At 43.0% G+C, this 22,171-nt stretch carries 22 protein-coding genes and 1 pseudogene; 7 read left to right on the top strand and 16 right to left on the bottom strand.

Annotated features, from left to right (window positions below):
• Nucleotides 1-21: 21 nt before the first annotated feature.
• Nucleotides 22-567 (bottom strand): helix-turn-helix domain-containing protein, encoded by a 546-nt coding sequence (locus BK582_RS07435; RefSeq protein ID WP_078593872.1) that lies wholly within the window; start codon nucleotides 565-567, stop codon nucleotides 22-24.
• A 543-nt stretch (nucleotides 568-1,110) separates the two neighbouring features.
• Between BK582_RS07435 and BK582_RS07430 the strand changes: the two genes are divergently transcribed.
• Together BK582_RS07430 and BK582_RS26850 are read left to right on the top strand one after the other, a co-directional pair.
• Entirely contained in the window at nucleotides 1,111-2,544 is a 1,434-nt protein-coding gene (locus BK582_RS07430; RefSeq protein WP_078593869.1) for a carbon starvation CstA family protein, read from the top strand.
• 305 nt (nucleotides 2,545-2,849) lie between these two features.
• Entirely contained in the window at nucleotides 2,850-3,287 is a 438-nt protein-coding gene (locus tag BK582_RS26850) for a VanZ family protein (protein ID WP_078593867.1), read from the top strand.
• A gap of 50 nt (nucleotides 3,288-3,337) precedes the next feature.
• Here the strand turns inward: BK582_RS26850 and BK582_RS07420 are convergent, their stop codons facing one another.
• Nucleotides 3,338-3,565, bottom strand: coding sequence for a hypothetical protein (locus tag BK582_RS07420; protein WP_078593864.1), 228 nt, complete (start codon nucleotides 3,563-3,565; stop codon nucleotides 3,338-3,340).
• A gap of 82 nt (nucleotides 3,566-3,647) precedes the next feature.
• Between BK582_RS07420 and BK582_RS07415 the strand changes: the two genes are divergently transcribed.
• Nucleotides 3,648-5,003, top strand: coding sequence for an FAD-binding oxidoreductase (locus BK582_RS07415; RefSeq protein ID WP_078593862.1), 1,356 nt, complete (start codon nucleotides 3,648-3,650; stop codon nucleotides 5,001-5,003).
• Between the two features lie 156 nt (nucleotides 5,004-5,159).
• On the opposite strand, the pseudogene BK582_RS07410 reads toward BK582_RS07415, so the two are convergent.
• The 7 genes and pseudogenes from BK582_RS07410 to BK582_RS07380 all read right to left on the bottom strand — a co-directional run.
• A pseudogene (locus BK582_RS07410) lies at nucleotides 5,160-5,261 on the bottom strand (proline racemase family protein); the annotation flags it as partial.
• Nucleotides 5,262-5,352: 91 nt separating this feature from the next.
• A complete protein-coding gene (locus BK582_RS07405; RefSeq protein WP_078593860.1) occupies nucleotides 5,353-5,721 on the bottom strand; it encodes a cupin domain-containing protein in 369 nt (122 codons plus the stop codon).
• 142 nt (nucleotides 5,722-5,863) lie between these two features.
• The gene (dapA, locus tag BK582_RS07400; RefSeq protein WP_078593858.1) at nucleotides 5,864-6,757 is read right to left on the bottom strand and encodes a 4-hydroxy-tetrahydrodipicolinate synthase; all 894 of its coding nucleotides are present in this window, start codon (nucleotides 6,755-6,757) and stop codon (nucleotides 5,864-5,866) included.
• A 152-nt stretch (nucleotides 6,758-6,909) separates the two neighbouring features.
• Nucleotides 6,910-8,346: a Na+/H+ antiporter NhaC gene (nhaC, locus tag BK582_RS07395; protein WP_078593856.1), complete on the bottom strand. Its 1,437-nt coding sequence runs from the start codon at nucleotides 8,344-8,346 to the stop codon at nucleotides 6,910-6,912.
• 172 nt (nucleotides 8,347-8,518) lie between these two features.
• Entirely contained in the window at nucleotides 8,519-9,439 is a 921-nt protein-coding gene (locus BK582_RS07390; protein ID WP_078593854.1) for a proline racemase family protein, read from the bottom strand.
• Nucleotides 9,440-9,460: 21 nt separating this feature from the next.
• Entirely contained in the window at nucleotides 9,461-10,483 is a 1,023-nt protein-coding gene (locus BK582_RS07385; RefSeq protein WP_078593852.1) for a proline racemase family protein, read from the bottom strand.
• Nucleotides 10,480-11,688: an NAD(P)/FAD-dependent oxidoreductase gene (locus BK582_RS07380; protein ID WP_078593850.1), complete on the bottom strand. Its 1,209-nt coding sequence runs from the start codon at nucleotides 11,686-11,688 to the stop codon at nucleotides 10,480-10,482. Before BK582_RS07380 ends, BK582_RS07385 begins: the two co-directional genes overlap by 4 nt.
• A 190-nt stretch (nucleotides 11,689-11,878) precedes the next feature.
• Between BK582_RS07380 and BK582_RS07375 the strand changes: the two genes are divergently transcribed.
• The 4 genes from BK582_RS07375 to BK582_RS07360 all read left to right on the top strand — a co-directional run bounded on the left by BK582_RS07375 (nucleotide 11,879) and on the right by BK582_RS07360 (nucleotide 15,450).
• Entirely contained in the window at nucleotides 11,879-13,525 is a 1,647-nt protein-coding gene (locus tag BK582_RS07375; RefSeq protein ID WP_078597863.1) for a sigma-54 interaction domain-containing protein, read from the top strand.
• Nucleotides 13,526-13,611: 86 nt separating this feature from the next.
• On the top strand, nucleotides 13,612-13,866 hold the full coding sequence (locus BK582_RS07370; protein WP_177344658.1) for a (2Fe-2S)-binding protein: 255 nt from the start codon (nucleotides 13,612-13,614) through the stop codon (nucleotides 13,864-13,866).
• Nucleotides 13,863-14,201, top strand: a complete 339-nt coding sequence (locus tag BK582_RS07365; protein ID WP_078593846.1) for a (2Fe-2S)-binding protein — start codon at nucleotides 13,863-13,865, stop codon at nucleotides 14,199-14,201. The genes BK582_RS07370 and BK582_RS07365 overlap by 4 nt, the downstream gene beginning before the upstream one ends.
• The gene (locus BK582_RS07360) at nucleotides 14,194-15,450 is read left to right on the top strand and encodes an NAD(P)/FAD-dependent oxidoreductase (protein ID WP_078593844.1); all 1,257 of its coding nucleotides are present in this window, start codon (nucleotides 14,194-14,196) and stop codon (nucleotides 15,448-15,450) included. The genes BK582_RS07365 and BK582_RS07360 overlap by 8 nt, the downstream gene beginning before the upstream one ends.
• Nucleotides 15,451-15,585: 135 nt before the next feature.
• On the opposite strand, the gene BK582_RS07355 is transcribed toward BK582_RS07360, so the two are convergent.
• From BK582_RS07355 to BK582_RS07325, 7 genes are all read right to left on the bottom strand, one after another.
• Nucleotides 15,586-16,344, bottom strand: a complete 759-nt coding sequence (locus BK582_RS07355) for an SDR family NAD(P)-dependent oxidoreductase (RefSeq protein ID WP_078593842.1) — start codon at nucleotides 16,342-16,344, stop codon at nucleotides 15,586-15,588.
• A 177-nt stretch (nucleotides 16,345-16,521) separates the two neighbouring features.
• A complete protein-coding gene (locus BK582_RS07350) occupies nucleotides 16,522-17,169 on the bottom strand; it encodes a bifunctional 4-hydroxy-2-oxoglutarate aldolase/2-dehydro-3-deoxy-phosphogluconate aldolase (protein ID WP_078593840.1) in 648 nt (215 codons plus the stop codon).
• Between the two features lie 19 nt (nucleotides 17,170-17,188).
• On the bottom strand, nucleotides 17,189-18,145 hold the full coding sequence (locus BK582_RS07345) for a sugar kinase (protein ID WP_078593838.1): 957 nt from the start codon (nucleotides 18,143-18,145) through the stop codon (nucleotides 17,189-17,191).
• A 21-nt stretch (nucleotides 18,146-18,166) separates the two neighbouring features.
• Nucleotides 18,167-19,669 (bottom strand): tripartite tricarboxylate transporter permease, encoded by a 1,503-nt coding sequence (locus BK582_RS07340; protein WP_078593836.1) that lies wholly within the window; start codon nucleotides 19,667-19,669, stop codon nucleotides 18,167-18,169.
• An 18-nt stretch (nucleotides 19,670-19,687) separates the two neighbouring features.
• Nucleotides 19,688-20,128: a tripartite tricarboxylate transporter TctB family protein gene (locus BK582_RS07335; RefSeq protein WP_078593834.1), complete on the bottom strand. Its 441-nt coding sequence runs from the start codon at nucleotides 20,126-20,128 to the stop codon at nucleotides 19,688-19,690.
• Between the two features lie 66 nt (nucleotides 20,129-20,194).
• Nucleotides 20,195-21,235: a tripartite tricarboxylate transporter substrate binding protein gene (locus BK582_RS07330; RefSeq protein ID WP_078593831.1), complete on the bottom strand. Its 1,041-nt coding sequence runs from the start codon at nucleotides 21,233-21,235 to the stop codon at nucleotides 20,195-20,197.
• Nucleotides 21,236-21,314: 79 nt separating this feature from the next.
• Nucleotides 21,315-22,061: an IclR family transcriptional regulator gene (locus tag BK582_RS07325; RefSeq protein ID WP_078593829.1), complete on the bottom strand. Its 747-nt coding sequence runs from the start codon at nucleotides 22,059-22,061 to the stop codon at nucleotides 21,315-21,317.
• Between the last annotated feature and the right edge of the window lie 110 nt (nucleotides 22,062-22,171).

Raw genomic sequence — 22,171 nt, 5'->3', positions numbered from 1 at the left:
AATGTCATTTCATTCGGATGTTTAAAAAAGAACTGGTGTCAGCACACAAAGCACCTTAGCTTCAGTGTTTAGCGGATTTTCCCACTGGTGAGGGATATCAGACGGAAAATGAATAGAGTCACCTGCTTTTACTAAATATTCCTTCTCCTCCACTGTAAAAAGCACCACTCCCTCAATAACGTAATAAAACTCTTCTCCTGGATGGTTAAAAACCTTATCAGATGATGGCTGCCCCGGAGCTAAACTTACCAGCAAGGGCTCCAGGGACCTCCCTGAGAAATTGCCCCCAAGCCTTGTATACTCAGCCAATGATCCTTCAATACGAAATGTGTGATGTTCACTTTGTTTTACGTGAAAATTTCTGTTAGAAACATTTTCAAAAAAATCGGTTATCTGCACCTCAAGTGCGTCGGAAATTTTCTTTAAAGAAGTAATCGCAATCGACGAAGATCCCCGTTCAACTTGCGACAAAAAACTTACTGATAAACCTGTCTTTTCACTTAAACTCTTTAACGTTAGCTTTTTTTCTGTACGTAACTCTCTAATTTTCTCTGAAACCTCTTCCATATAATCCTCCCATGGAATTTAAAGTAAATTGTAATTTTTATAGTTATACTTCAATTTATTAAAATATATCATAATTATTTTTGAATTAAAAGAAAATTTTAAAAACATCGATAAAACTGAATATTATTAGTGATGCGGGTAGGTGAAGAAACCGGAAAGAATTTCTTTGTGAAAATACTTATCGCGTCAAGTTTAGATGTTTTCACGCCAATCCAGGATATTATCGCGCGGAACCGAAGTGTTATCACGCCGAACCTGTATATTATCGCGCGGATATGAAATAATATCGCGCCGATCGCGCATATTATCACACCATATTGCCAGACTGCTAAATATTTAGCACCTGACCTTAGCACCTTGCCAAAAATAATAAAATTTTTTTACTGACTTTTTGTAAGCGCAACCACCCTTGTCAGATAAGCTTACAAGCCTCCCTTATATTTTGAATTAATATTTTTTTCAGAAAACTATGGTTGTTTTTCCCCACCAGATTAGTTACACTATTCTCTATACTTAAATAACAATCAGACGGGAGAGTAGAAAATGACGACGTTTATCTTGGCAATAGTTTTATTAATAGGCGGATATATGATTTATTCGAAGGTTGTGGAACGATTATTTGGGATAAACGATAATGAACCAACACCTGCCTATACAAAGGGCGATAATCTGGATTACATACCGATGCCATGGTGGAAAGGAAGTTTAATTCAATTACTTAATATTGCAGGTCTTGGCCCTATTTTCGGTGCAGTAATGGGAGCGCTATATGGACCTGTCGCCTTCATCTGGATCGTCGTTGGCTGTATTTTTGCAGGAGCCGTTCATGACTATTTCTCCGGAATGCTTTCTCTGAGGCATAGAGGGGAACAGTACCCGCAGCTAGTACGGCGATACCTGGGGAACGGGGCTGCCATCTTTATTTACGGCATCACAATTGTTCTCATGATCCTTGTGGCATCTTCATTTACCGCAGGGCCTGCTCAGCTCATTGCCCAAATCACACCATTGAGCTTTTTAGCAGCAATTGGTATTGTTTTCGCCTATTTCCTGCTTGCAGCTTTATTGCCTGTTAATAAAATCATCGGTAAAATATATCCTGTTTTTGGCGGAATACTTATTTTTATGGCGGTAGCAGTTGGTATTGCACTGCTGTTTACTGACCGACAGATACCAAATCTGACAGTGGAGAATCTTCACCCGCAGGAGCTGCCAATCTGGCCGCTGTTAATGGTCACGATTTCCTGCGGAGCTATTTCAGGCTTCCACAGCACGCAGAGCCCGATTATCGCCCGCACACTGAAAAAAGAATCGGACGGAAGAAAGGTATTTTATGGAGCAATGATCGCAGAAGGTATTATCGCAATGATCTGGGCGGCTGCTGGCATGACCTTTTTCGGCGGCACAGAAGGCCTTCAGGCAGCACTTGCAGAAGGAGGGCCAGCTGGCGTTGTTAACGAAATCTCCATCACATTCCTCGGAACTTTAGGAGGAATTCTGGCGATTCTCGGTGTGATCATCCTGCCTATCACGACAGGCGATACCGCATTACGTTCTTCAAGAATGATGCTGACAGAGGTTATTGGAAAAAAATACGCCAAAATAAACGGCAGAGCCGGGGTGTTTCTGATGACATTTGTTATGGCTGTCCCGGTGCTGATTCTCAGTACCATTCAGTTTGAATTTCTTTGGAGATACGTAGGCTGGACTAACCAGGTGGTGGCAACATTTATGCTCTGGACCGCAGCTGTTTATCTGCTGCACAAGAACCGGGCACACTTGGTATGCGCCGTCCCAGCCCTCTTTATGAGTGCTGTTGTCTGTACGTACATTTTCTATGCACCCGAAGGATTCGGCATGGATTACCAAGTGTCTGTTATTATCGGACTGGCACTCACAGCAATCATCGCATTCTGGTATATTAATAAGGTGAAAAAAGTAAAAAACGGACAGCAGACGAAAGTGAATGCTGCGTAATTTTTAAATACCCTGGCTGTTTTTATATGCAGCCGGGGTTTTTGTTGTTTCGGAAAAATTAAGTGATATTACAATAGTAAAATGTGATGGATTACGCATTTAGGAAAGGGAAGATACATTATATTTATAAAACATAACATATAATATAATTATAGATTCAATTTCTATTAACTAAAGCACATCCGGAAATCCCCTGCACCTTTTGTCCATCCTTTTAATGGAAAGGATGGATGCTATGCGTTATTTTAACCTTGTTTTGTTTATTTGTTTCATATCTTTATTGATTATTTTAACTTCAGTAATCTATGAAACTGGAGGTGTTCTCGAAGCTACTGTTATGCGCTCTGTTTATAAGGGTGAATCCTCCCCCCAGTTTCTGTTCCAACCGGCGAGTTCCTTCTATTCTATATATCCGCTTGTCGATGGACCTGCAGATCTTCTGCTGCGGAAAGCCGCACACTTTTTTTGCCTATGGCTTATTGGCTGTTGTCATCTATTGTTTAATTCCCTGGGCTTCCCTCTGGCAGAGAGGAGCTGCTGCAGTTGCGAGTTCTTCTATCACCGGCGCCCTTGATGAAATCCATCAGTATTTCTTGTTAAATCGAAGCGGGAGGCTGCTTGATATCTTCATTAACCTGGCAGGAAGTGTTACCTCTGTCCTTCTTTTAATGGGGGTAGTGGCTTTTTTAAAGTTTATGGAAGCAAAAATGCCTGAAAATCAGGAACATTCACAGCTTAAATGACTCTCCCCTCAGCTTTTTGTCCAAACCTTCCTTTAAGATATTGCAGATAATTAATATATCGGCAAAACTAGTAACTTACTAAATCTCCAGCGTTCCACCACATAAAAAAGCAGGCCCTGTTCACCAATTCCTGCTCCCCTTTTATATAAATCTAGTTTTTCAAAGCGTAATATCTCAATTTCTCCCAACATATCTAAACGGTGCTGACTTGGTTTTTTCTGGCTAGCACTTTTTAATAACAGAATTTTCACTGGATTCCCTTTAGGATTACGCCCCATGCGTTATAATTATTTTAGTAGGGCTTCCACTTCATAAGTCACTTCCTCGTTTTATTCTGCTAAATTATCAAGGAGGGTTTTCATGTTTATTCAGGAGCTTATTGAAAAAATCGGCACCGAAAAAGTAAGCCAAAATGAAACTGATTTATTCCGCCACAGCCAGGATGAGTCCCCCCACATGGCGGTTGAGCCTGATGTTGTCTGCTTTCCTGAATCAAAGGAAGACATAATAAAAGTTTTAGAGATCGCACGTACATATAAAATCCCAGTGACCCCGTTCGGTGCAGGATCCGGTCTGGAAGGACAAGCTATCCCTGTGAAAAAAGGAATATCTCTTAGTTTTGAAAAAATGAACACTGTAGTGGATTTTTCGCCGGAGGATTTGACTGTAACAGTACAGCCGGGGATCACCCGCCTGCAGCTCAACAAGCTGATTAACCGGCACGGACTAATGTTTCCCATCGATCCGGGGGCCGATGCAACAATCGGAGGAATGACGGCAACGAACGCCAGCGGCACAACCGCCGTGCGCTATGGCTCTATGAGGGACCAGCTCCTGGACCTGGAAATCGTATTAGCCGACGGCACAGTAATGCATACTGGCTCCCGTGCTAAAAAATCATCCTCAGGCTACAGTTTAACTGGTTTATTCGCCGGGTCGGAAGGAACTTTAGGAATTATTACAGAAATTACGCTTCGCCTCCATGGTGTGCCGGAATACAGACTCGGAGCCCGGTGTACTTTTGACCAGCCGGAAGATTGCGCCAAAGCAGCCCAGGCTGTGTTACTCAGCGGCATTCCGGTCATGCGTATGGAACTCGTCGATGCTCAGAGCATTCACCAAATAAATAGCTATGGCGGATATAATTACCCAGGAGCACATTATCTATTTTTCGAATTTGCTGGTTTAAAAGCCGCTGTTAAAGAAGAGATAAAGCTTGCGGAAGATTTAATTCATGACCTCGGCTGTAAAAACTGGGAAGCTTCCGATGATTCAAAAGACCTGAGCGAGCTTTGGAAAGCCCGCCACGAATTATCCTATGCTTACAGACATGTGAAAGGCATGAGCATTACAGGCACAGACGTGTGCGTGCCAATCTCACACCTTCCCGAACTCGTTAATTATGCCCGTGACCTAATCAAGGAAAGCGGATTAAAAGGCGGCCTCTTGGGGCATGTCGGGGACGGAAACTTCCATGCTATTATAAGTTTCAATCCTAAAAAAACAGAGGAGAAAGAAAAAGCCACGCACATAAATGAAGCACTCACTATACGTGCGATCGAAGCAGGTGGCACATGCACAGGAGAACACGGTGTAGGATTGGGAAAAATCAAGTTCCAGCAAGCTGAACACGGCCCAGCCGTTGACATCATGAAAAACATGAAAAAAATGCTTGATCCTGAGGGGATATTGAACCCGGGGAAGATTTTTGTTTGACTTGGGATTTTACACCTGGTTACGGGTGAAGGAGGGGGCTCCTCTCCTCTCCATTCATTCTTAACCTGATAAAAACCTCCATAACTTGCCCTGCAGGTGTGTCTTTTAAAATTGTGACTGGCGCTCCCCTTTTGTGGATGCCATACCTGTTTCCACAGCTCTCTTATGAAGAATAGTTTCCCCTTTTATTTCAGGAAGGCCGCCAGTGATTATCCTTAATGGTTCTCCCGCAGTATGTGCATCAATCGTTGAATACATATTAGTTATTTCCAAGCTATTGCCCTCCTGTTATTATTTGTCAAAAAGAAGATAGAATTCTAAATGCCTGGGAGAAAAATCCCTTGCGAACTTAAGTATGCATCCCTGAAGATACTTTCCCCTCCACAAATACAATATCGCCTTTAAAGTCAGGCTGGGATGTGACAAGATAATCCAGGGATGAGTCAGTTTCATTACACAATTGATGCGGAACAAGCGGAGGAACAGAGTACCCTTCCTGAGGCTTCAATTCGATATTTTTCCCGGGAATTTTGAGTACTGCCGAGCCAGATAATATATAGAAAAACTGCTGGGAATAATTATGGAAATGTCTTGCCTCCGCTCTGCGGGGCGGCAGTACTTTATGCCATACACTCAGCTCGCTGCATTTGTGTAAAAGCCAGCAATCATAATTATCTCCCCACTTATAACGTTCCGCTGTATTTATGCACATCTTCATCTCTATCAACTCCTTTTTCTGATTATGTATCAGCAAAATAAGAGATAAATCAAAGGCTTTAACAGAGCGACTCGTAAAAAAACAGTTTCTGGCCCTATAGCAATAACTAATACCGCTATTAGGGCCAGGCACTAATTCTACTCTACTGTCCTACTGTTGCCAGCTGCTCAAGGATTTCTTTGAGTTTCGCTTCTTCTTCCTCATTCAAAGGCAGACGCGGCTTACGGGAAGGGCCCCCTGCCAGCCCTTGCAGGTCCATGGCTCGCTTAACAATTTGCACATACTTCCCAGAGCCTTCAATAAAGCTGCATAACGGAAGAATTCTGTCGTAAAGCTCCCATGCTTTATCAAGATTTCCTTCTTTAGCTGCGTTATATAGTTCAGTAACTAATTTAGGTGCAATATTACCCGCTACAGAAATCCAGCCTGTTGCTCCGACGAGGAATGATTCCAAAGCAAGGTCGTCGGATCCGCAGAATGTTTTTAGATACCCTTTTCCCTGCCGTGTAATATCTCTCAGTTTGCCAATGTCCCCGCTGGATTCTTTAATATGTGTGATATTATCCACATCCCGGGCTACATTTAAGATTGTTTCGGTGCCAATATTAACTCCGGAAGTAAAAGGGTTATTATAAATCATTACCGGAATACTGACAGACTGTGCTGCTTCTTTAAAATGTTCATAGATTTCTTCGTCTTTCGGGTGGGCGTAATAAGAGTTAATCAGCAAAGCCGCATCTGCTCCTGCAGCTTCAGCCTGTTTTGTATACTCTACCGTGTCTTTTGTCGTCTCCGCGGCTGTTCCAACAACTAGAGGAACACGGCCATTTACCTGCTCCACCGCTGCTGTGGCTACTTGAAAACGTTCTTCCTTCGTTAAACTTACAAACTCACCAGTACTGCCATTTACCACAATTCCGGCTACACCTTCACCGATAAAGTGTTCTATATTTTGTTTCAGTCCGCTGTAATTTACTTCCCCATCTTCATCCATTGGTGTTATTAGTACTGGAAACGCTCCTTCAAGTTCTTTCATGATCAAAATCCTCCTTAAGAATAAAAATTATATTGTTTATAATCAGCCGGGAATTGCAGTCTATTATCCCTACCAAGCAAGTAAAAAACACCCGGCTTTTATGGTTTCAAAAGAATATTTGTTGCTCAGCAGGTATTCGATTTCATTATTTTCTAGTTTACTAGTTTCTCTGCCGGAATTACCTTTTCGGTGTCATCAGCTGACTTGGTGTACCAGATAAATCTATTAGTAAACCCATACAACAATGTGATGAGCACAACTAAGATGTTAAACCATAGGAACGGCAGATATGACAAAGTAGCAACCCCGAGAGTGGCAGCCATAAAGACCCCCCCGTCAGACCACGGAACCATTGGGGTCATTACAGTACCTCCCGCCTCCGTATTTCGCGACAATACTCTTCGGTCAATGTTCAGCCTGTCGTAGTTTTCTTCTGTAATCTTACTCGCAGTAATGATAGACACGTAAGCTGCACCACCGAAGAAGTTTCCGAAGAAACCTGCTAAAACAGTAGTGAGGGTAGTTTTACCAGCATCATTCGCCCAGTTAAGCATCTGCACACAAATAGCTCTCAGGATTCCTGTCTTCTCCATCAGCCCGCCAACACCAAGGGCGAACAAGATAAGTACAATCACATCGAGCATGAAAGTGATTCCCCCGCGATTTAACAAGTTATCAATAAATTCCACACCTGAAGAAATACTCATACCGTTGTATAAAATGTTAAAAGCATCAAGGAAACTCATATTCTGGAATAAGGAGGCCCAAACCGCTCCGAGGAGGGCCCCAAAGATGATAACGGGTATCGAAGGCATCCTCATTGCGAGCAGTCCAATGACTACCACAGCCGGAATAAGCATGTGCCAGCCGATATTAAAGTATTCATTAAGGGCGCCCATTGTCTGCTGCGCCTGCTCTACAGATCCGCTGCCATCAACAAAAAACAACCCTGTAGTTAAAAACAACGCTCCAGCAATCAGGAATGCCGGAGCACTCACATAAAGCATGGATTTAATATGCTCAATTAAATCAACCTTCGACAAGGAAGCAGTCATTACTGTTGTGTCTGACAGAGGTGACAGCTTATCGCCAACATAACAGCCGGATATAACCGCTCCTGCCACAAGGGCAATTGGAAGACCAAAGCTAGCACCAATTCCTATCATAGCGATACCTGCTGTACCGGCAGATCCGAACGATGTCCCTGTTGCCAAAGAAGTAACCGCACAAATAATAAATGCTGTTAACAGGAAGATCGTCGGGTTAATAATAGACAGACCGTAATAGATAATACTTGGCACGATCCCTCCGGCGATCCATGTACCGATCAATGCGCCTACTGCTATCAGTACAAGCACAGCTTCCGAACCATCGTATATCCCTTTTAGTATTCCATCCTGCATTTCCTTATACTTGTAGCCGATACGAAGACCCACAAGCATAATGACAAACCAGGTCGTCAGCAAAGCCAGCTGAATCGGAATTTCAAACTGGACGATAAATAAAAACATAATCAGGACAAATGAAATTAACACAAACAACACTTCAGACAGATAAGGCAGTCTTTTTTCCGTCGTTTCCAAACTCATGTTTCTCACTCCTTTTTTAAATCACATTCTGCGGAAACTTTGTTGTTTTTCATCATGTGCCTGTTTGAAGTTTTATTGAGGATCCTGGTGCCGGCAGCTCGTCACTGCTTAAACATACAGACAATGCGGTTTTTTTCTCGTTTCAAATTATTATTTAATCCCCTCCTTTTCATTACTTAAGTAAGAATCCATTCCTTAACGGATCTTCCTCATCAAGGAGGAACTGGTGTATGCCTGTGACAAAACCCTTCAATTCTACGGAAAATTTGTTATCCTCCCCGGAAACAAAGCTGGCAGTCAGCCGGCTGTCAAAAATACTTTCGTTTGTAAATTTACTTCTGTCCTTTAGCTGCTCCATCAGAGCTGTGTACAGGAGAACTGTGCTGTCCACTCCCGGTGAGCGGATAATACTGCCATCTCGTCCGAAGGTCACTGAACGTACAGAATTTTCGCCTGAGTGTCTGTCCTCCTTTAAAATAAATCCATGTGTTGCCTCACCGTTACTCTGCAGCCGTTCAGCTGTATGCTTTCCCCAGTTGATAATTGATGAAATATGTTCCATCTTCAGTGCTGGCACTGAATCAGGCAGCCCATAAATATAGTAATGTCTCGCACCATCTGCTACACCCTTGATAAAACCACCTTCGCTGTCTGTGACGTCACAGCTCTTATTTACCAGCTGGACTTTAGAAACTTCCCCGCTATCCAGAGGAGCTTTAACCGTAAATAGACCTTCTGTTGTTTCAATATCATAAACACCGCTGTCTTTTTCAGTAATATTGCCTGTTTCCAGTAGCGCTGTTATGGCCGCAGCCAGCCCACAGTACTGGAACGTTACCTGCGGATCGTGGTTTAAGAACAACAGGGCGAAATCTGCTTTCTGTGAGGGGAGGACAATACAGCCGTTCATCCCCCGGTGCCCTCTCGGTTCGTTTAACAGGAGGTCCTTTTCAAACTGGTAGCTCTCTTTCACGAATGCAGCGTTTTCCTTGAGGCTCTTCTTCCCTAAAACAATGGAAGAATGGATAATAATCCGGAATGCCTCTCCTGCCACATGAGTATCAATAGTCGAATACATCTTTTCAAACTTCATCTAATTCATCTCACCTCCATCTTAGTGCCCTTCCATTGGGGGAATGATCAGAAATCCTTCTCTCAGGGGATCGTTTTCGTTGTAGAAAAAACGGTGCATCCCCATTATCCAGGCGGACCCTGTCACTTCCGGCACTACAGCTTCTAAATTCTTTACTTTACTGACTTCAAGAATCTTCGCTTTAAAAAGTGTGCCAACGATACTTTCGTAAACGAAGGGTTCCTCTTCTCCTATCTCCTGCCTGTTATACATGACTGCCAGTTTTGCAGATGTACCTGTTCCGCATGGAGAACGGTCAATCCCTCCCGGCGGTACAACGACTGTATTTTTCGCATCCGCCTCCGGGTGCACCGGGTCAGTGAAAAACTCAATATGCGTCAAACCATTAATAAACGGATACTCAGGGTGGAGCACTTCTTCCGTGGCATTAATCTTATTGCGTATATTGATCGCCTTTTCTATAATGACAGATGCATTATCTGTCGTTAGTTCCAGGCCAAGCTTCCTGGCGTCGATGATTCCGTAGAAGTTACCGCCGTACGCAATATCGCATGAAACAGTACCGGCTCCTTCCACTTCCACCTCCACTGTCTTCAGCAAAAATGAAGGGACATTTGCAAACGTGACCTCCTTCGCTATCCCGTTCTCCACTTTAATTTTCGTCTTCACAAGCCCTGCCGGTGTGTCGAGATTTACAAACGTGTAAGGTTCCTTTACTTCAATCAAGCCTGCTTCTATTAGGGCGGTGCAGCAGCCAATCGTATCATGACCGCACATGGGTAAATAGCCGCCAGTTTCTATATAAATCACCCCAATATCAGCCTCCGGATCACATGGATCGGTAAGAAGCACTCCGGACATAACGTCATGCCCCCGAGGCTCGTTCATCAGAAATTTGCGGATCCAGTCGTAATGCTTCTTCATATAGAGCATCTTCTCCGACATCGTTGATCCTTTTAATGTCGGCAGACCGCTGATTAACGTCCTCGTAGGATTGCCCCCCGTATGTGTATCGATCGTTGAAAATAAACGCTGAAAGTTCACTGGCTCACCACCCTCTCTTTGAAACGGTCGTGCCTTAACGGTTCCACAGGTATACACGTTTCTTTATCTGTAATCATCTCTGAAATTACCTTCCCTGTAACAGCGGCAAGGCTGATGCCATCTCCTTCGTGCCCTGCTGCAATATAGTAACCAGGCACTTCCTCCACATGGGAGATTACCGGAAGATGATCCTCTGTCCAAGGACGAAGCCCGGCATATGTCCTGATCACTGTCATGTCGGCGATTTTCGGATAAAACCTCACAGCTCTTCTGGCAATCGTTTTTGTCACCTCATGATTTACCTTCAGGTCAAACCCGTTGAATTCCCTGCTGCTTCCTATTAAAAAGTTCTGGCTTTCCGTAGGCTCAAACACTAACGCCACACCGTATTTTTCAGTAAGGGGGTCTACGATACGCTCCCCGCCGAATTTGGAAATTAAATAACCAAATTCCATTACCTTTCTGAGGCCTACCGGCTTCTGTCTCGATGCTACGATTAACTGCCCTTTCCTTGGCTTTATAGGAAGATCAATATCGACCATTTCCCCAAGCTTCGGTGCCCAGATCCCGCCAGCATTGATTACTTTATTTGCGGTAAAAACCCCGTTATTTGTCTCGATGACAAACTGCGGCCCGTTCCTGGAAATTCTGCGCACTTCCGTATTTGTATGTATTTTCGCTCCGTTTTTTTCAGCACTGTGAAACATGGAAAAAGTGAGCATATATGGATTCACTGTGGAATCTGTTTTACATTCAAGTCCGCCGTATAAATCGTCTGCGAAATACTTTGATTCATTTCTCAAGTCCGCTCTGTCAAGCATCCGGAAATCAAGCCCCGCTTCCTGCTGCTGGTCCACCCATTTCTGTGCCGCATCCATTTCAGCGTCATTCTCGCACACAAGAATGCTTCCGGGGTTCCGGTATTCAAAAGAAAGCTCCAGTTCGTCTTTCAGTTTATGAACGAGCTTCTGACTGACTAATGACATCTGGCTGTCAAAGCCAGGGTCCTTATCTATCGCCAGAATGTTTCCGTCACATCTGGAAGACGTCCCGCCTGCCAGGTCTTTTTTTTCGAGGACAGTTACATCCTTGCCTGCCCTGGAGCAGTAGTAAGCGATCGCCCCGCCGATAATACCACCGCCGATAACAACTACATCCCTGTTGATTATATTCAAAACAAAAACCTCCCTTCGTCCTCCTCGCATATTAGTAATGCAATCTTCATGCCAATTCAAATAATTCTAATTTTTCGGAAAGTATATTGAATATTAGACAGTAGTGTGTAAAAATGTTTTTAAAGTGTAAACCCTTTTATACACAGCTAGCAGGGAGGTATGGGAAATGATGCCGTTAATTTCATCATTAGAAAAACTGGCTGAAACAGATTTTAATGTAATGAAGGACATGCAGGCAGTCGAAGCGGAAATCAAAAAAAATACCAATATAAAGATATTTCTTATGGAAACAAGCATAGTTCAGCTTGCAAATGATACGGGGAAGTTAATCATTGAGCCATGCGGTAAAGTAAGCGTCAATGAAGAGATCAGCAAGGTTTTTAAGCTCCTTGAGACGTATGAATACATTTTGGTAACCGGGAAAAAGGGACTGCCGGCAGGCTATATTAGCAGGCAGCAGCTCCCTCGTAAACTGTACGAAATCCATCAGCAGTTACAGGCCTACATATCAACGATTCTGGAAACTATCGATGAATCTTGTACAGTCATAGACAGGGAACAGAAAGTAGTTGCCTGGACAAAAGGAGCGGAACAGATTTTTTCAGTGAAAAAAGAAGAGATTATCGGCAAACCGATCACAGACTTCTTCTCTCCTGACCGCCTGGAGATCCTGAAAACCCTGAGCTATGGAACTTCTCTCCACCACAGTCAGCATAAAGCCCGGGAAAACCAGGTAGTATTGATTAACTCTAATCCTGTTTATTTAAATAAGGAAATAATCGGCGCCGTTGTCTCTGAAACTGACATCACCAGCCAACTGAAATTAAATAAAGAATTATACGATGCTTCCCAAAAGCTGTTTACTCTGGAAAAGGAAGTGAGAGGGCTTCTCCCTTCTGATAATCCTTTTCTAAATATTCGGGGAAACAGCAAAGCTTTAAAGCAAGTGATCGGTAAGATAAAAAAAGCAGCCTCCACCGATGCTCATATACTGATTCACGGAGAAAGCGGCGTGGGAAAAGAACTTTTTGCAAAGTCTGCCCACATGCTGCGGGAAGGTGCCAACTCTCCATTTATCGCGATAAACTGTGGTGCGATTCCGTCCAGCTTATTTGAAAGTGAAATTTTCGGCTATGAAAAAGGAGCGTTTTCAGGCGCCGACCAGAAAGGAAAAAAGGGTAAAGTCGAACTGGCAAAGGACGGTACTTTATTTTTGGACGAAATTGGTGAAATGCCGCTGGAAATGCAGGTCAAGCTGCTCCGCCTGCTTCAGGAAAGGAAGTTTTATCCAGTCGGCGGAACGAAAGAAATTACTGTAGATTTCCGGCTGATAGCCGCTACAAACCGTAATTTAAGAGAGCTTGTGAACACCGGTAAATTCAGAGAAGACCTTTATTACCGGTTAAATGTCGTAAGTATTGAAATTCCTCCCCTGAGAAAACGCCCGGAAGACATCATCGAACTGACACATTATTTTTTACACGAGTTATCCATCAAGTACAATCGCCCGATTCACGGAATATCACAGCACGTCATGCAGGGGCTTTTGCTGCATAACTGGCCAGGAAACATCAGAGAGCTGAAAAATGTAGTTGAACGCCTCGTCGTGTTTTCGGAAGATGGAGAAATCAACCTCGCAGATCTGCCATTTGAAACAGACCTCACTCAACAGACAAACGGGCATACCTTTACACCAGGAGAAAATGACAACAGGCCCCTGAGCGAACGGGTTCATGAACTGGAAAAGGAAATTATCATAAAGGAGCTCCAAAAATGTGATGGAAATAAGCTGGAGTGCGCGAAAAAACTTCAAATCACAAGAGCGACCCTCTATAACCGTATCAATAAATTAGGGATAAAAATCTGAATCAAGCTATGTTGGCATTATTTTTGCATAATTGATTCACTGCAGACAGTAATCAGAGGCGGGTGAATACATTGACAGATTTTGAAATGATTATATGCAGGTGTGAGGAAGTAACTTACGGAGAATTAATTAAAACGGCTGAAGAATTTAACTGCACCGCTCGGGAACTTAAACTTCGGACCCGCGCCGGAATGGGCTATTGCGGCGGAAGGACTTGCAGACCAATGGTTGATAAAGCAGCCCGGGGGCCTGAAATATCAAAGGATACAGAAATCACCCTGAAATATCAGCCGCCGCTGCGCCCTATCAGCTTCGGACGGTTAGGAGGGAAAGAAAAATGAGCGGCAGAATAACAGATCATCCAGTCCTTGGAAAACTTCCGGAAACTCGTTTTGTCACCTTCTCTTTTAATAATCAGGAATATGAGGGTGCCGAGGGAGATTCTATAGCTGCAGCATTACTCGCAAACGGCATCCGCACGTTAAGATACCACGAAGAAAGCGGTTCTCCAAGAGGCATTTACTGCAATATCGGCCATTGCTTTGAATGCCGGGTTACTGTGGACGGGGAACCAGGTGTTCGTGCTTGTCTCACTCCAGTTAAAGAAGGAATGACTGTGGAAAGCAGCGGCAAACTCCCTTCCCCTGTAAGAGACTGGAGGCCTGAAAATGACTGATGTAATAGTTATTGGAGCAGGTCCTGCAGGATTATCCGCTGCGGCCGTTGCTGCTGAAAAGGGGCTTAATGTACTTGTAATCGATGAATATATGAAACCAGGGGGACGCCTGCTCGGCCAGCTGTACGAAGAACCAGACGGCTCATGGTGGAATGGTATAGAAGAATCGGCAAAGCTTTTTAACCGGGCCGCCGAGGCTGGTGTAACCATTAAACTGCAAACGCCGGTAAATAATATCGAAACTACAGCGGATGGGATATGGTCTGTTTACACAGAGGAAGAAACGTTTGTTACCAGGCATTTGCTTATCGCAACCGGTGCTGCAGAAGCTCCGGTTCCAGTACCGGGATGGACTCTCCCGGGAGTTATGTCCGTTGGAGCAGCACAGGTAATGACTAATGTGCACAGGGTGAAACCGGGAAACCGCGGGGTGATCATCGGCATAAACGTATTATCAGCTGCCATCGCCATGGAACTCAAGCTTGCTGGAGTTGAAGTCGCATCTCTTTCATTGCCGGGAAAAAACTCTATGACAGAAGAGTCAGCAGATCCGCGGAAGGTTCTCAATTCCCTTCTGCACGTTTCTCATATGGCTCCTTCTCCCCTCGTTCGTTTCGGAAGCAGATTTTTGCAAAATGACATTATGAAAAAGCTGGGAGTCTCTTTTTTTCCGAAAAATGGTGTAAAGATGTGGGACATACCGGTACAGCTCAGAAAAGCTGTCATTGAAATATACGGGGAAAATGAAGTAGAGGGTGTAGTAATGGCTAATGTAACGTCAGACGGTGAGGTCATCAAAGGCACCGAGGAAAGGATTACTGCAGATTTTGTCTGTATTGCCGGAGGCTTATATCCTCTTGCAGAGCTTGCAGCTGTCGCAGGCTGCCCGTTCTATTTAATTGATGAACTCGGTGGATATGTTCCATTACATAACGAGCAGATGGAGACCACTTTGAAAGGCCTGTACGTTGCCGGCAATATTACCGGTATTGAAGGGGCCAAAGTTGCTGCTGCCCAGGGAACCACTGCAGGGCTTACTATTGCGAGAAACTCAGGAATTCACGGGTTGGTTAAAGAAATTCAGCTCGCAATCCAATCTATTAAACAGACAAGAGACAACGCCTCCATCCAGTTCCATCCGGAAGTAAAAAAAGGCAGAGAGATCATTCAGGAAAAATGGGAAGAACATGCCCGGGCTCTGGAGGGAACTGGGTCTGAGGTTACTTCTGAGGCCGAAGCAGGAGGTTGAATCTTAAATTAGTCATATTAACCTTAACACCCCCGAACAGGCAATTGTTTTTCGGGGGCTTTGTTTTCCATTAACTATTAAATTCATTTGGGAAATTAGGTAAGTAAATTAAGTTTGATGAAATGTGCAAATTAACTAATCCATCAACATCCCGCCATTAACTTCGATAATTTCTCCTGTTATGTAGCTGGCATAATCCGAGGCCAGATATAAGGCTGCTCCTGCCACTTCGTCCGCAGTTCCTTCCCTTCCCATAGGAACTTGCGAAGCCATCGCTCTTCTTTGTTCGGCAGTAGAATATCTATCATGAAAAGGTGTAGTTATTACTCCCGGCGATATAGCATTTACCCGGATATTATCGTTTACCAGCTCTTTCGCAAGACCTCTTGTCAGTGTGCTCACTGCTCCTTTCGCTGCAGCATAAGCAACCGCACCTCCGCCGCCGCCATTTCGTGCGGCCACAGATGTCATATTTATAATACACCCCTGCTCCTGCCTTTTCATTATTGGGAGTACTGCCTGTGTGACATGTAAAACAGAAGTAAGGTTTATATCAAATATTTTATTCCACGTTTCTACATCTATCTCTCCTATTTTAGCTCTCTTCACCATCGTGCCAGCATTATTTACCAAAATATCAATTTGCTGATACTTACTAAAGATTTCCTCTACCATCCGGTCCACTTGCTCTCTGTCGGTTACATCTCCAGAAACTAGTATTCCTTCCGCTCCTCTTCTTTTTACCTCGCTTAACGTTTCTTCAGCTGCAGAGATATTTTTATTTCCATGGACTGCCACTTTGGCACCATGTTCCGCAAACTGAAGTGCCATCGCCCTCCCTATGCCTGTACTGCTGCCGGTTATCCAAACAACCTTTCCTTTATATGAAAACATTTTAAAAACCTCCTTTTTCTATTAAGAGAGCTTTTGCTCTATAGAGTTTTAATAGCTATATTATTACTATTAACCGTACAAAACTCTTTTACATTATCTATTAAGTTTATGTAGCCAATGATACAGGAAGCTCCCAAGCGATTTAACTAGCACTTGGGAGTAAAACTTATTTAACTATTATTTATTCATTTTCGCTTCAGATACTGCATCTACATATTGCTCAGCAAGTTGTTGTAATTGATCCCACTTATTTTCCGCAATCAACTGTTTATTTACTAAAGAACCCCCTATCCCTGCAGCCACAGATCCAGCCTGGATAAATTGCTTAATATTATTCAGATCTACACCACCTGTTGGCATTTTAGGTATATAGCCTAAAGGAGCGTTAACGTCTTTAATAAACTTAGGGCCGAGGACGCTTGCAGGAAAAACTTTTACTACATCAGCGCCCCAGGAATGAGCCTGGTAGATTTCTGTTGGAGTAAATACCCCGGGAATCATAATTTTCCCCTGCTCTTTCGTATATTCAATAGTGGCTCTGTCCAGGGTAGGAGCAAAAATAAAATCAGCTCCCGCTTCTATAGCATCTCTTGCCTGCTCTTTATTTACTACAGTTCCAGCTCCGATAACTGTACTGTTCCCATATTCCTGTTTTAGTTCACGAATTTTATTAAAAGCATCCTCGGAATCAACGGTAATCTCTATTCCTGAAATTCCACCTTCAACAAATGAATTCACAAGCGAATTCACTTTTTCAGGCTCTACTTTCCTGACTACTGCCACTATTCCTGACGATAATAATAATCCTAGCTTTTGCTTGCTCATATACTCCGCACCTCCTGAATTATCTTAAAACATCCTGCTTTTTTCTGAGAAATTCATTTATATCTCTCACCGTAGGCAGCCCCTCAATATCTCCTTCTACTGTTACAATCATTGCTCCCACAACTGAACCTCTTTCAACCGCTTCTTTAAGCGACCTGCCTTCGAGTAAAGACGATAATACCCCTGCAGCAAAGCCATCGCCAGCTCCTATTGGATCCACTACTTTTTCCACTCTCAGGCTTTTAACAAACCCTTTATCCTCTTTGCTGGCATAGTAAGTACCATGCTCTCCTTTTTTCAGCACAACTTGTCCGGCTCCAGTTTTTAAGCTCAATTGTATAATAGTCTCCGGATCGTTTGTGCCAAAAAGATACTCAGCTTCCTCTATTCCGGGCATAAACAGATCAGAGAGACCTGCAAGACGCAAAAGAGTTTCCTTATGTTTTGGAAAACTCGATATGATCTTCAGACGGAGATTTGGATCAAAAGAAACAAAAATACCATGTTCCTTTGCAAATTCAGCAACCTCCATCGTTAATTCATGGCAGGATTCACTTAAAAAAGGAGTAATCCCGCTGATATGAATAATTTTTGCGCCCTTTATATAATCCCAGTCAATTTGATCTTTGGACATTCTGCTTGCAGCAGATCCCGCCCGGTAATAATACACTTGGTTTGAGCCTTCCCTAACTCTTTCCTTTATATATAATCCTGTAGGAGCCTCGTCTGTCATTTTAACCTGAGAAGTATCCACCCCTTCCCCACGGATAGAGTTGATGAGGTATAACCCAAGTTCTTCATCTCCCACCTGGCTGATCCAGCCTGCATTATGTCCTAGGCGGCTTACTCCGATTGCTACATTTGATTCAGCACCGCCAAATCGCTTATTGAATTGATTTACATACCTTAAGGGGCCCTTTTCAACAGGATCGAAAATCACCATAGTTTCCCCAAAAGTTACTAATTCTGGTTTCATGTTGTTGTACCCTCCTGCACTTTAAGACGCTTTATTTTCCTTCCTGTATTGGATATATCTAAAGATAATTGGTGCTATCATTGAGATTACAGCCAATGCAATTAACGTTGCAGATATTGGACGGGTGAAAAATATCGCATAGCTGCCTTCAGACATAACTAGTGCCCGTCTCATTTCACTTTCTGCCATTGGTCCCAGAATTAAAGCAAGGACCAGAGGCGAAGCAGGAAATCCATATTTTTTCATGAAATATCCAATAACCCCTGCTATTAACATCACATATACATCGAAGAAATTGTTATTAATAGAATAAGCTCCCACGATACTGAGGATTAATATTGTTGGAAGCAGTATATGTTTAGGAACATATAACACCTTCGTAAATAACTTTACACCAAGGAGTCCAAAAATTGTTACCAGCACTGCAGCGATAAACATTCCTGCAAATAATGTGTATACCATTTCCGCATTATCAGCAAAAAGCATAGGACCTGGTCTCATACCGTGGATCATTAGGGCACCTAGCAAAACAGCAGCAACTGCGTCTCCTGGTATACCCAGCGTTAAGAGTGGAACCATCGCTCCACCTGTAACACCGTTATTACCTGCTTCAGCTGAAGCAATTCCTTTTGGGTTTCCTTTACCGAACGTGTCCCTTTCTTCTTTCGTAGAGAATCTTTTTGCTTCGTTATAAGCAACAAAAGCTGCAATGTCTGCTCCAGCTCCAGGTACAGAGCCAATGAATGTACCTATAAAAGATGAACGGATGACAGACATCCATATAACTTTTAGTTCTCTGAGTTTGGGAAAGATATAATTTGTTGTAATGCTTTTTGTTTTCTCTTTAACCTTTAAATGATTTTCAATTTGTATTAAAGCTTCTGCTACTGCAAACAGCCCTATCATAACTGGTATAAAATTAATTCCTGTTAAAAGTGTAGGCTGATCGAAGGTAAACCTTGGATAGCTCGTCATAGGGTCCATACCTACTGTAGCGATGATTAAACCGAAGACACCTACAGCAAGACCCTTTAACACGGACTTGCCGGAAATACTGGATATAATACTTAATCCAAACAAAGCAAGAGCAAACGATTCAGGTGCGCTAAACCTCAATGCTACAGTGGAAAGTTGCGGAGAAATAAGAGTCAGCATTAATGTACTGATCAACCCACCTGCTCCTGATGCTATTGCCGCAATAGCAAGTGCTTTGCCCGCTTCTCCTGCCTTGGTCATTGGGTAACCATCAAGCGCGGTAGCGGCAGAAGCCGGAGTACCTGGTGTATTCAGTAGAATTGCCGCGATCGAACCCCCATAAATAGATCCAAAATAAACAGCAATTAAGAGAACTATTCCGCCAATAGCATCCATTCCTAATGAAATAGGTAAGAATAATGCCACACCCATTGTAGCAGTCAGCCCCGGAAGGGAACCGATAATTATCCCTGCTAATACCCCTAGTATAATTAATGTAATAGTATTAAACTGAAATGCTTCCATAAAACCGTGGAGCATCATCTCCATATAATCCCCCTCCCTACTCTAGAATAAAATACCTTGTGGCAGCGGCACATTAAATAAAAATCTAAACACTGCATAAACAGAGCCTGTAATAATCAGTGCTGTAACAGCTGCTATCAAATGATTGGCTTTATTTAAGGCTGTTATAAAAGCAAAGGCTGCAAATAACGTGGTTACCGCAAAACCAACGCGCGGGATAAGAAAAATATAAATGACCAAAGTAATCACAATTAATAAAAATTGAAAAAGCTGCTCTTTAGTAAATTTAGTCTGTTCTTCGGTTACAGGGTTAACAAAGATCAACCCTAATGAAATGATTATCAGCAGCACAGCCATCATCTGTGGGAAAAAAGCAGTACCAGGACCACTACCTCCCTGCTCGGGAAACCCACTGGCGATATACCAAACTGCACTGGAAAAGAATATTAGGATAATACCAATGATGCGGTTTGCTGTAAGCATGCCTTTACCTCCTGTCAGAATAAGATAGAACAAGACTAGATGCGTCTAGTCTTGTTCATTACTTTCTTAGTTATTAAGATCAAGGGAAGGAATAAGCTCTTCAAATAATTCATCCTGAGATTGAATTAAATCTTCAAATCCTTCAGATCCTTCGAACCGGTAACCTAAATCAAGATTATCTAATGTTTCAATGAAGCTGTCTTCCTGTGCAGCTTCGCCAAAGGCATCTTCCAGTACAGACACTACTCCATCCGGTGTTCCATTCGGTACCGCAAGACCTCTCCAAGTACCAATAGATAAGTCAACCCCTGACTCTTCCAGTGTTGGTACATCAGGAAATGCGTCCAGTCTGTCTTCAGCCATAACCGCCAGGATTCTAAGGTCTCCTGCTTCTACCTGAGCTCCTACTTCACCCGCACTAACTGTTACAGCATCAATATGACCACCTAATAGAGCTGTAATTGCAGGAGCTGCTCCGTCAAATGGTACATGGTTGAAGTCAGCGCCAATCTCCTGTTCTAACGCTGCCGCAGCAAGATGCCAGATGGCACCTGTTCCTGAGTTACCAATTTGTATCCCTGATTCATTTTCAGCTGTTTCTATAAAGTCATCAATTGTCTCCCACTCTGAATCTGCAGGGACAGTGATTGCCGCAGCATCTTCATTCAATAATGCAACCGGGGTAAAGTCTTCATACGTGAATTGTGCAAGGCCGGAATGGGGAAGAGTAAGCAGTTCTACTGTAACCATTGTTACTGTGTGACCGTCCGGTTCTGCATTTGCACCTTCCTGCATACCTACTGCTCCACCACCGCCTTCACGATTGAGAACGGAGACATTTTCACCTAAGTGCTCTTCCGCTACTTCAGCGAACGACCTTGCTACTGCATCTGTTCCACCGCCTGCTGCATACGGAACAATAATTTCAATTCTGTCTTCAGGGAAAGCCACTTCTTCATTTCCGTTACTATTGGCAGCTTCATTGGTTTTTCCGTTATTGCCATTAGACCCATTTACTTCGTTACCATTGTTTTCTTCACCACAAGCAGAGAGTAATACTGCTGAAGATAAAGCTCCAGCTAACACTGTTTTTAATCCTTTTTTCATTTAATTCTACCTCCTGAGTTTTAATAGATAAGTTTGTTCCCTATTAAGGAACACCGTTCCTGAAACGTGTTAAAAAAAATTAATACCCTATCGCCTTAGAGATTTTATATGCCGCTTTTTTTACTAAAGGTATTATTTCTTCAATCCTCTTGTTGTTCATCCGGTTAGTAGGGCCCGTTGCACTAATGGCATACTGGACTTCCCCTTGATGGTTAAAAACCGGCGCAGCTACACAACGGATCCCTTCCTCATGTTCTTCGTCATCAAGTGAGTAGCCTTTTTCTCTAATTCTATCAAGTTCTGCTCTGAAATCTTCTTCTTTAGTAATAGTGTACGGCGTGAAGGCTTTCCAGTCAGTGTGTGAAAAAAAACGTTCAAGTTTTTTTTCAGGAAAATATGCGGCCATAGCTTTTCCAACACCAGTACAATGCATTGGAGCGCGCCTACCAGTCTGAGAATATATTCTTATAGTGGAAGTGCTTTCAACTTTGTCTATATATACTAGTTCAAAGTTCTCCAACATTACCAAGTGCGTGATTTCTGCCACTGTTTTTGTAAGCTCGTCCAAAATAGGATGAGCCAGTTCCACAATATTCATATTTTCCATCACAGCATGATTCATTTCCAGAAATTTCAAACCCAACTGATAGATTCCTTCATTGTTGACTTTTTTCACATACCTGTGTTTTTCCAAGGTACTCAGCAACCGATGAACAGTACTTTTAGCAACACCTAATTTCTTGGATAGATCTGTAACTCCGAGGCCTTTCGGCGATTCTTTAAGACAATCGAGAATAATCATCGCACGATCTACGGATTGTACCATTCCATCCACCTCTCCTTGTTCCTCAATAAGGAACACCGTTTCATATTATGAATTATACAATTTTTATTATAAAGGTAACCGCTTTCACTGGTCAATTATTTTTTTTAATA

Source organism: Evansella clarkii (genome assembly GCF_002019695.1).
GTDB lineage: Bacteria > Bacillota > Bacilli > Bacillales > Salisediminibacteriaceae > Evansella > Evansella clarkii.
The sequence above is the reverse complement of the archived record's forward strand: the minus strand, read 5'-3'. Positions and strand labels throughout refer to the sequence as shown.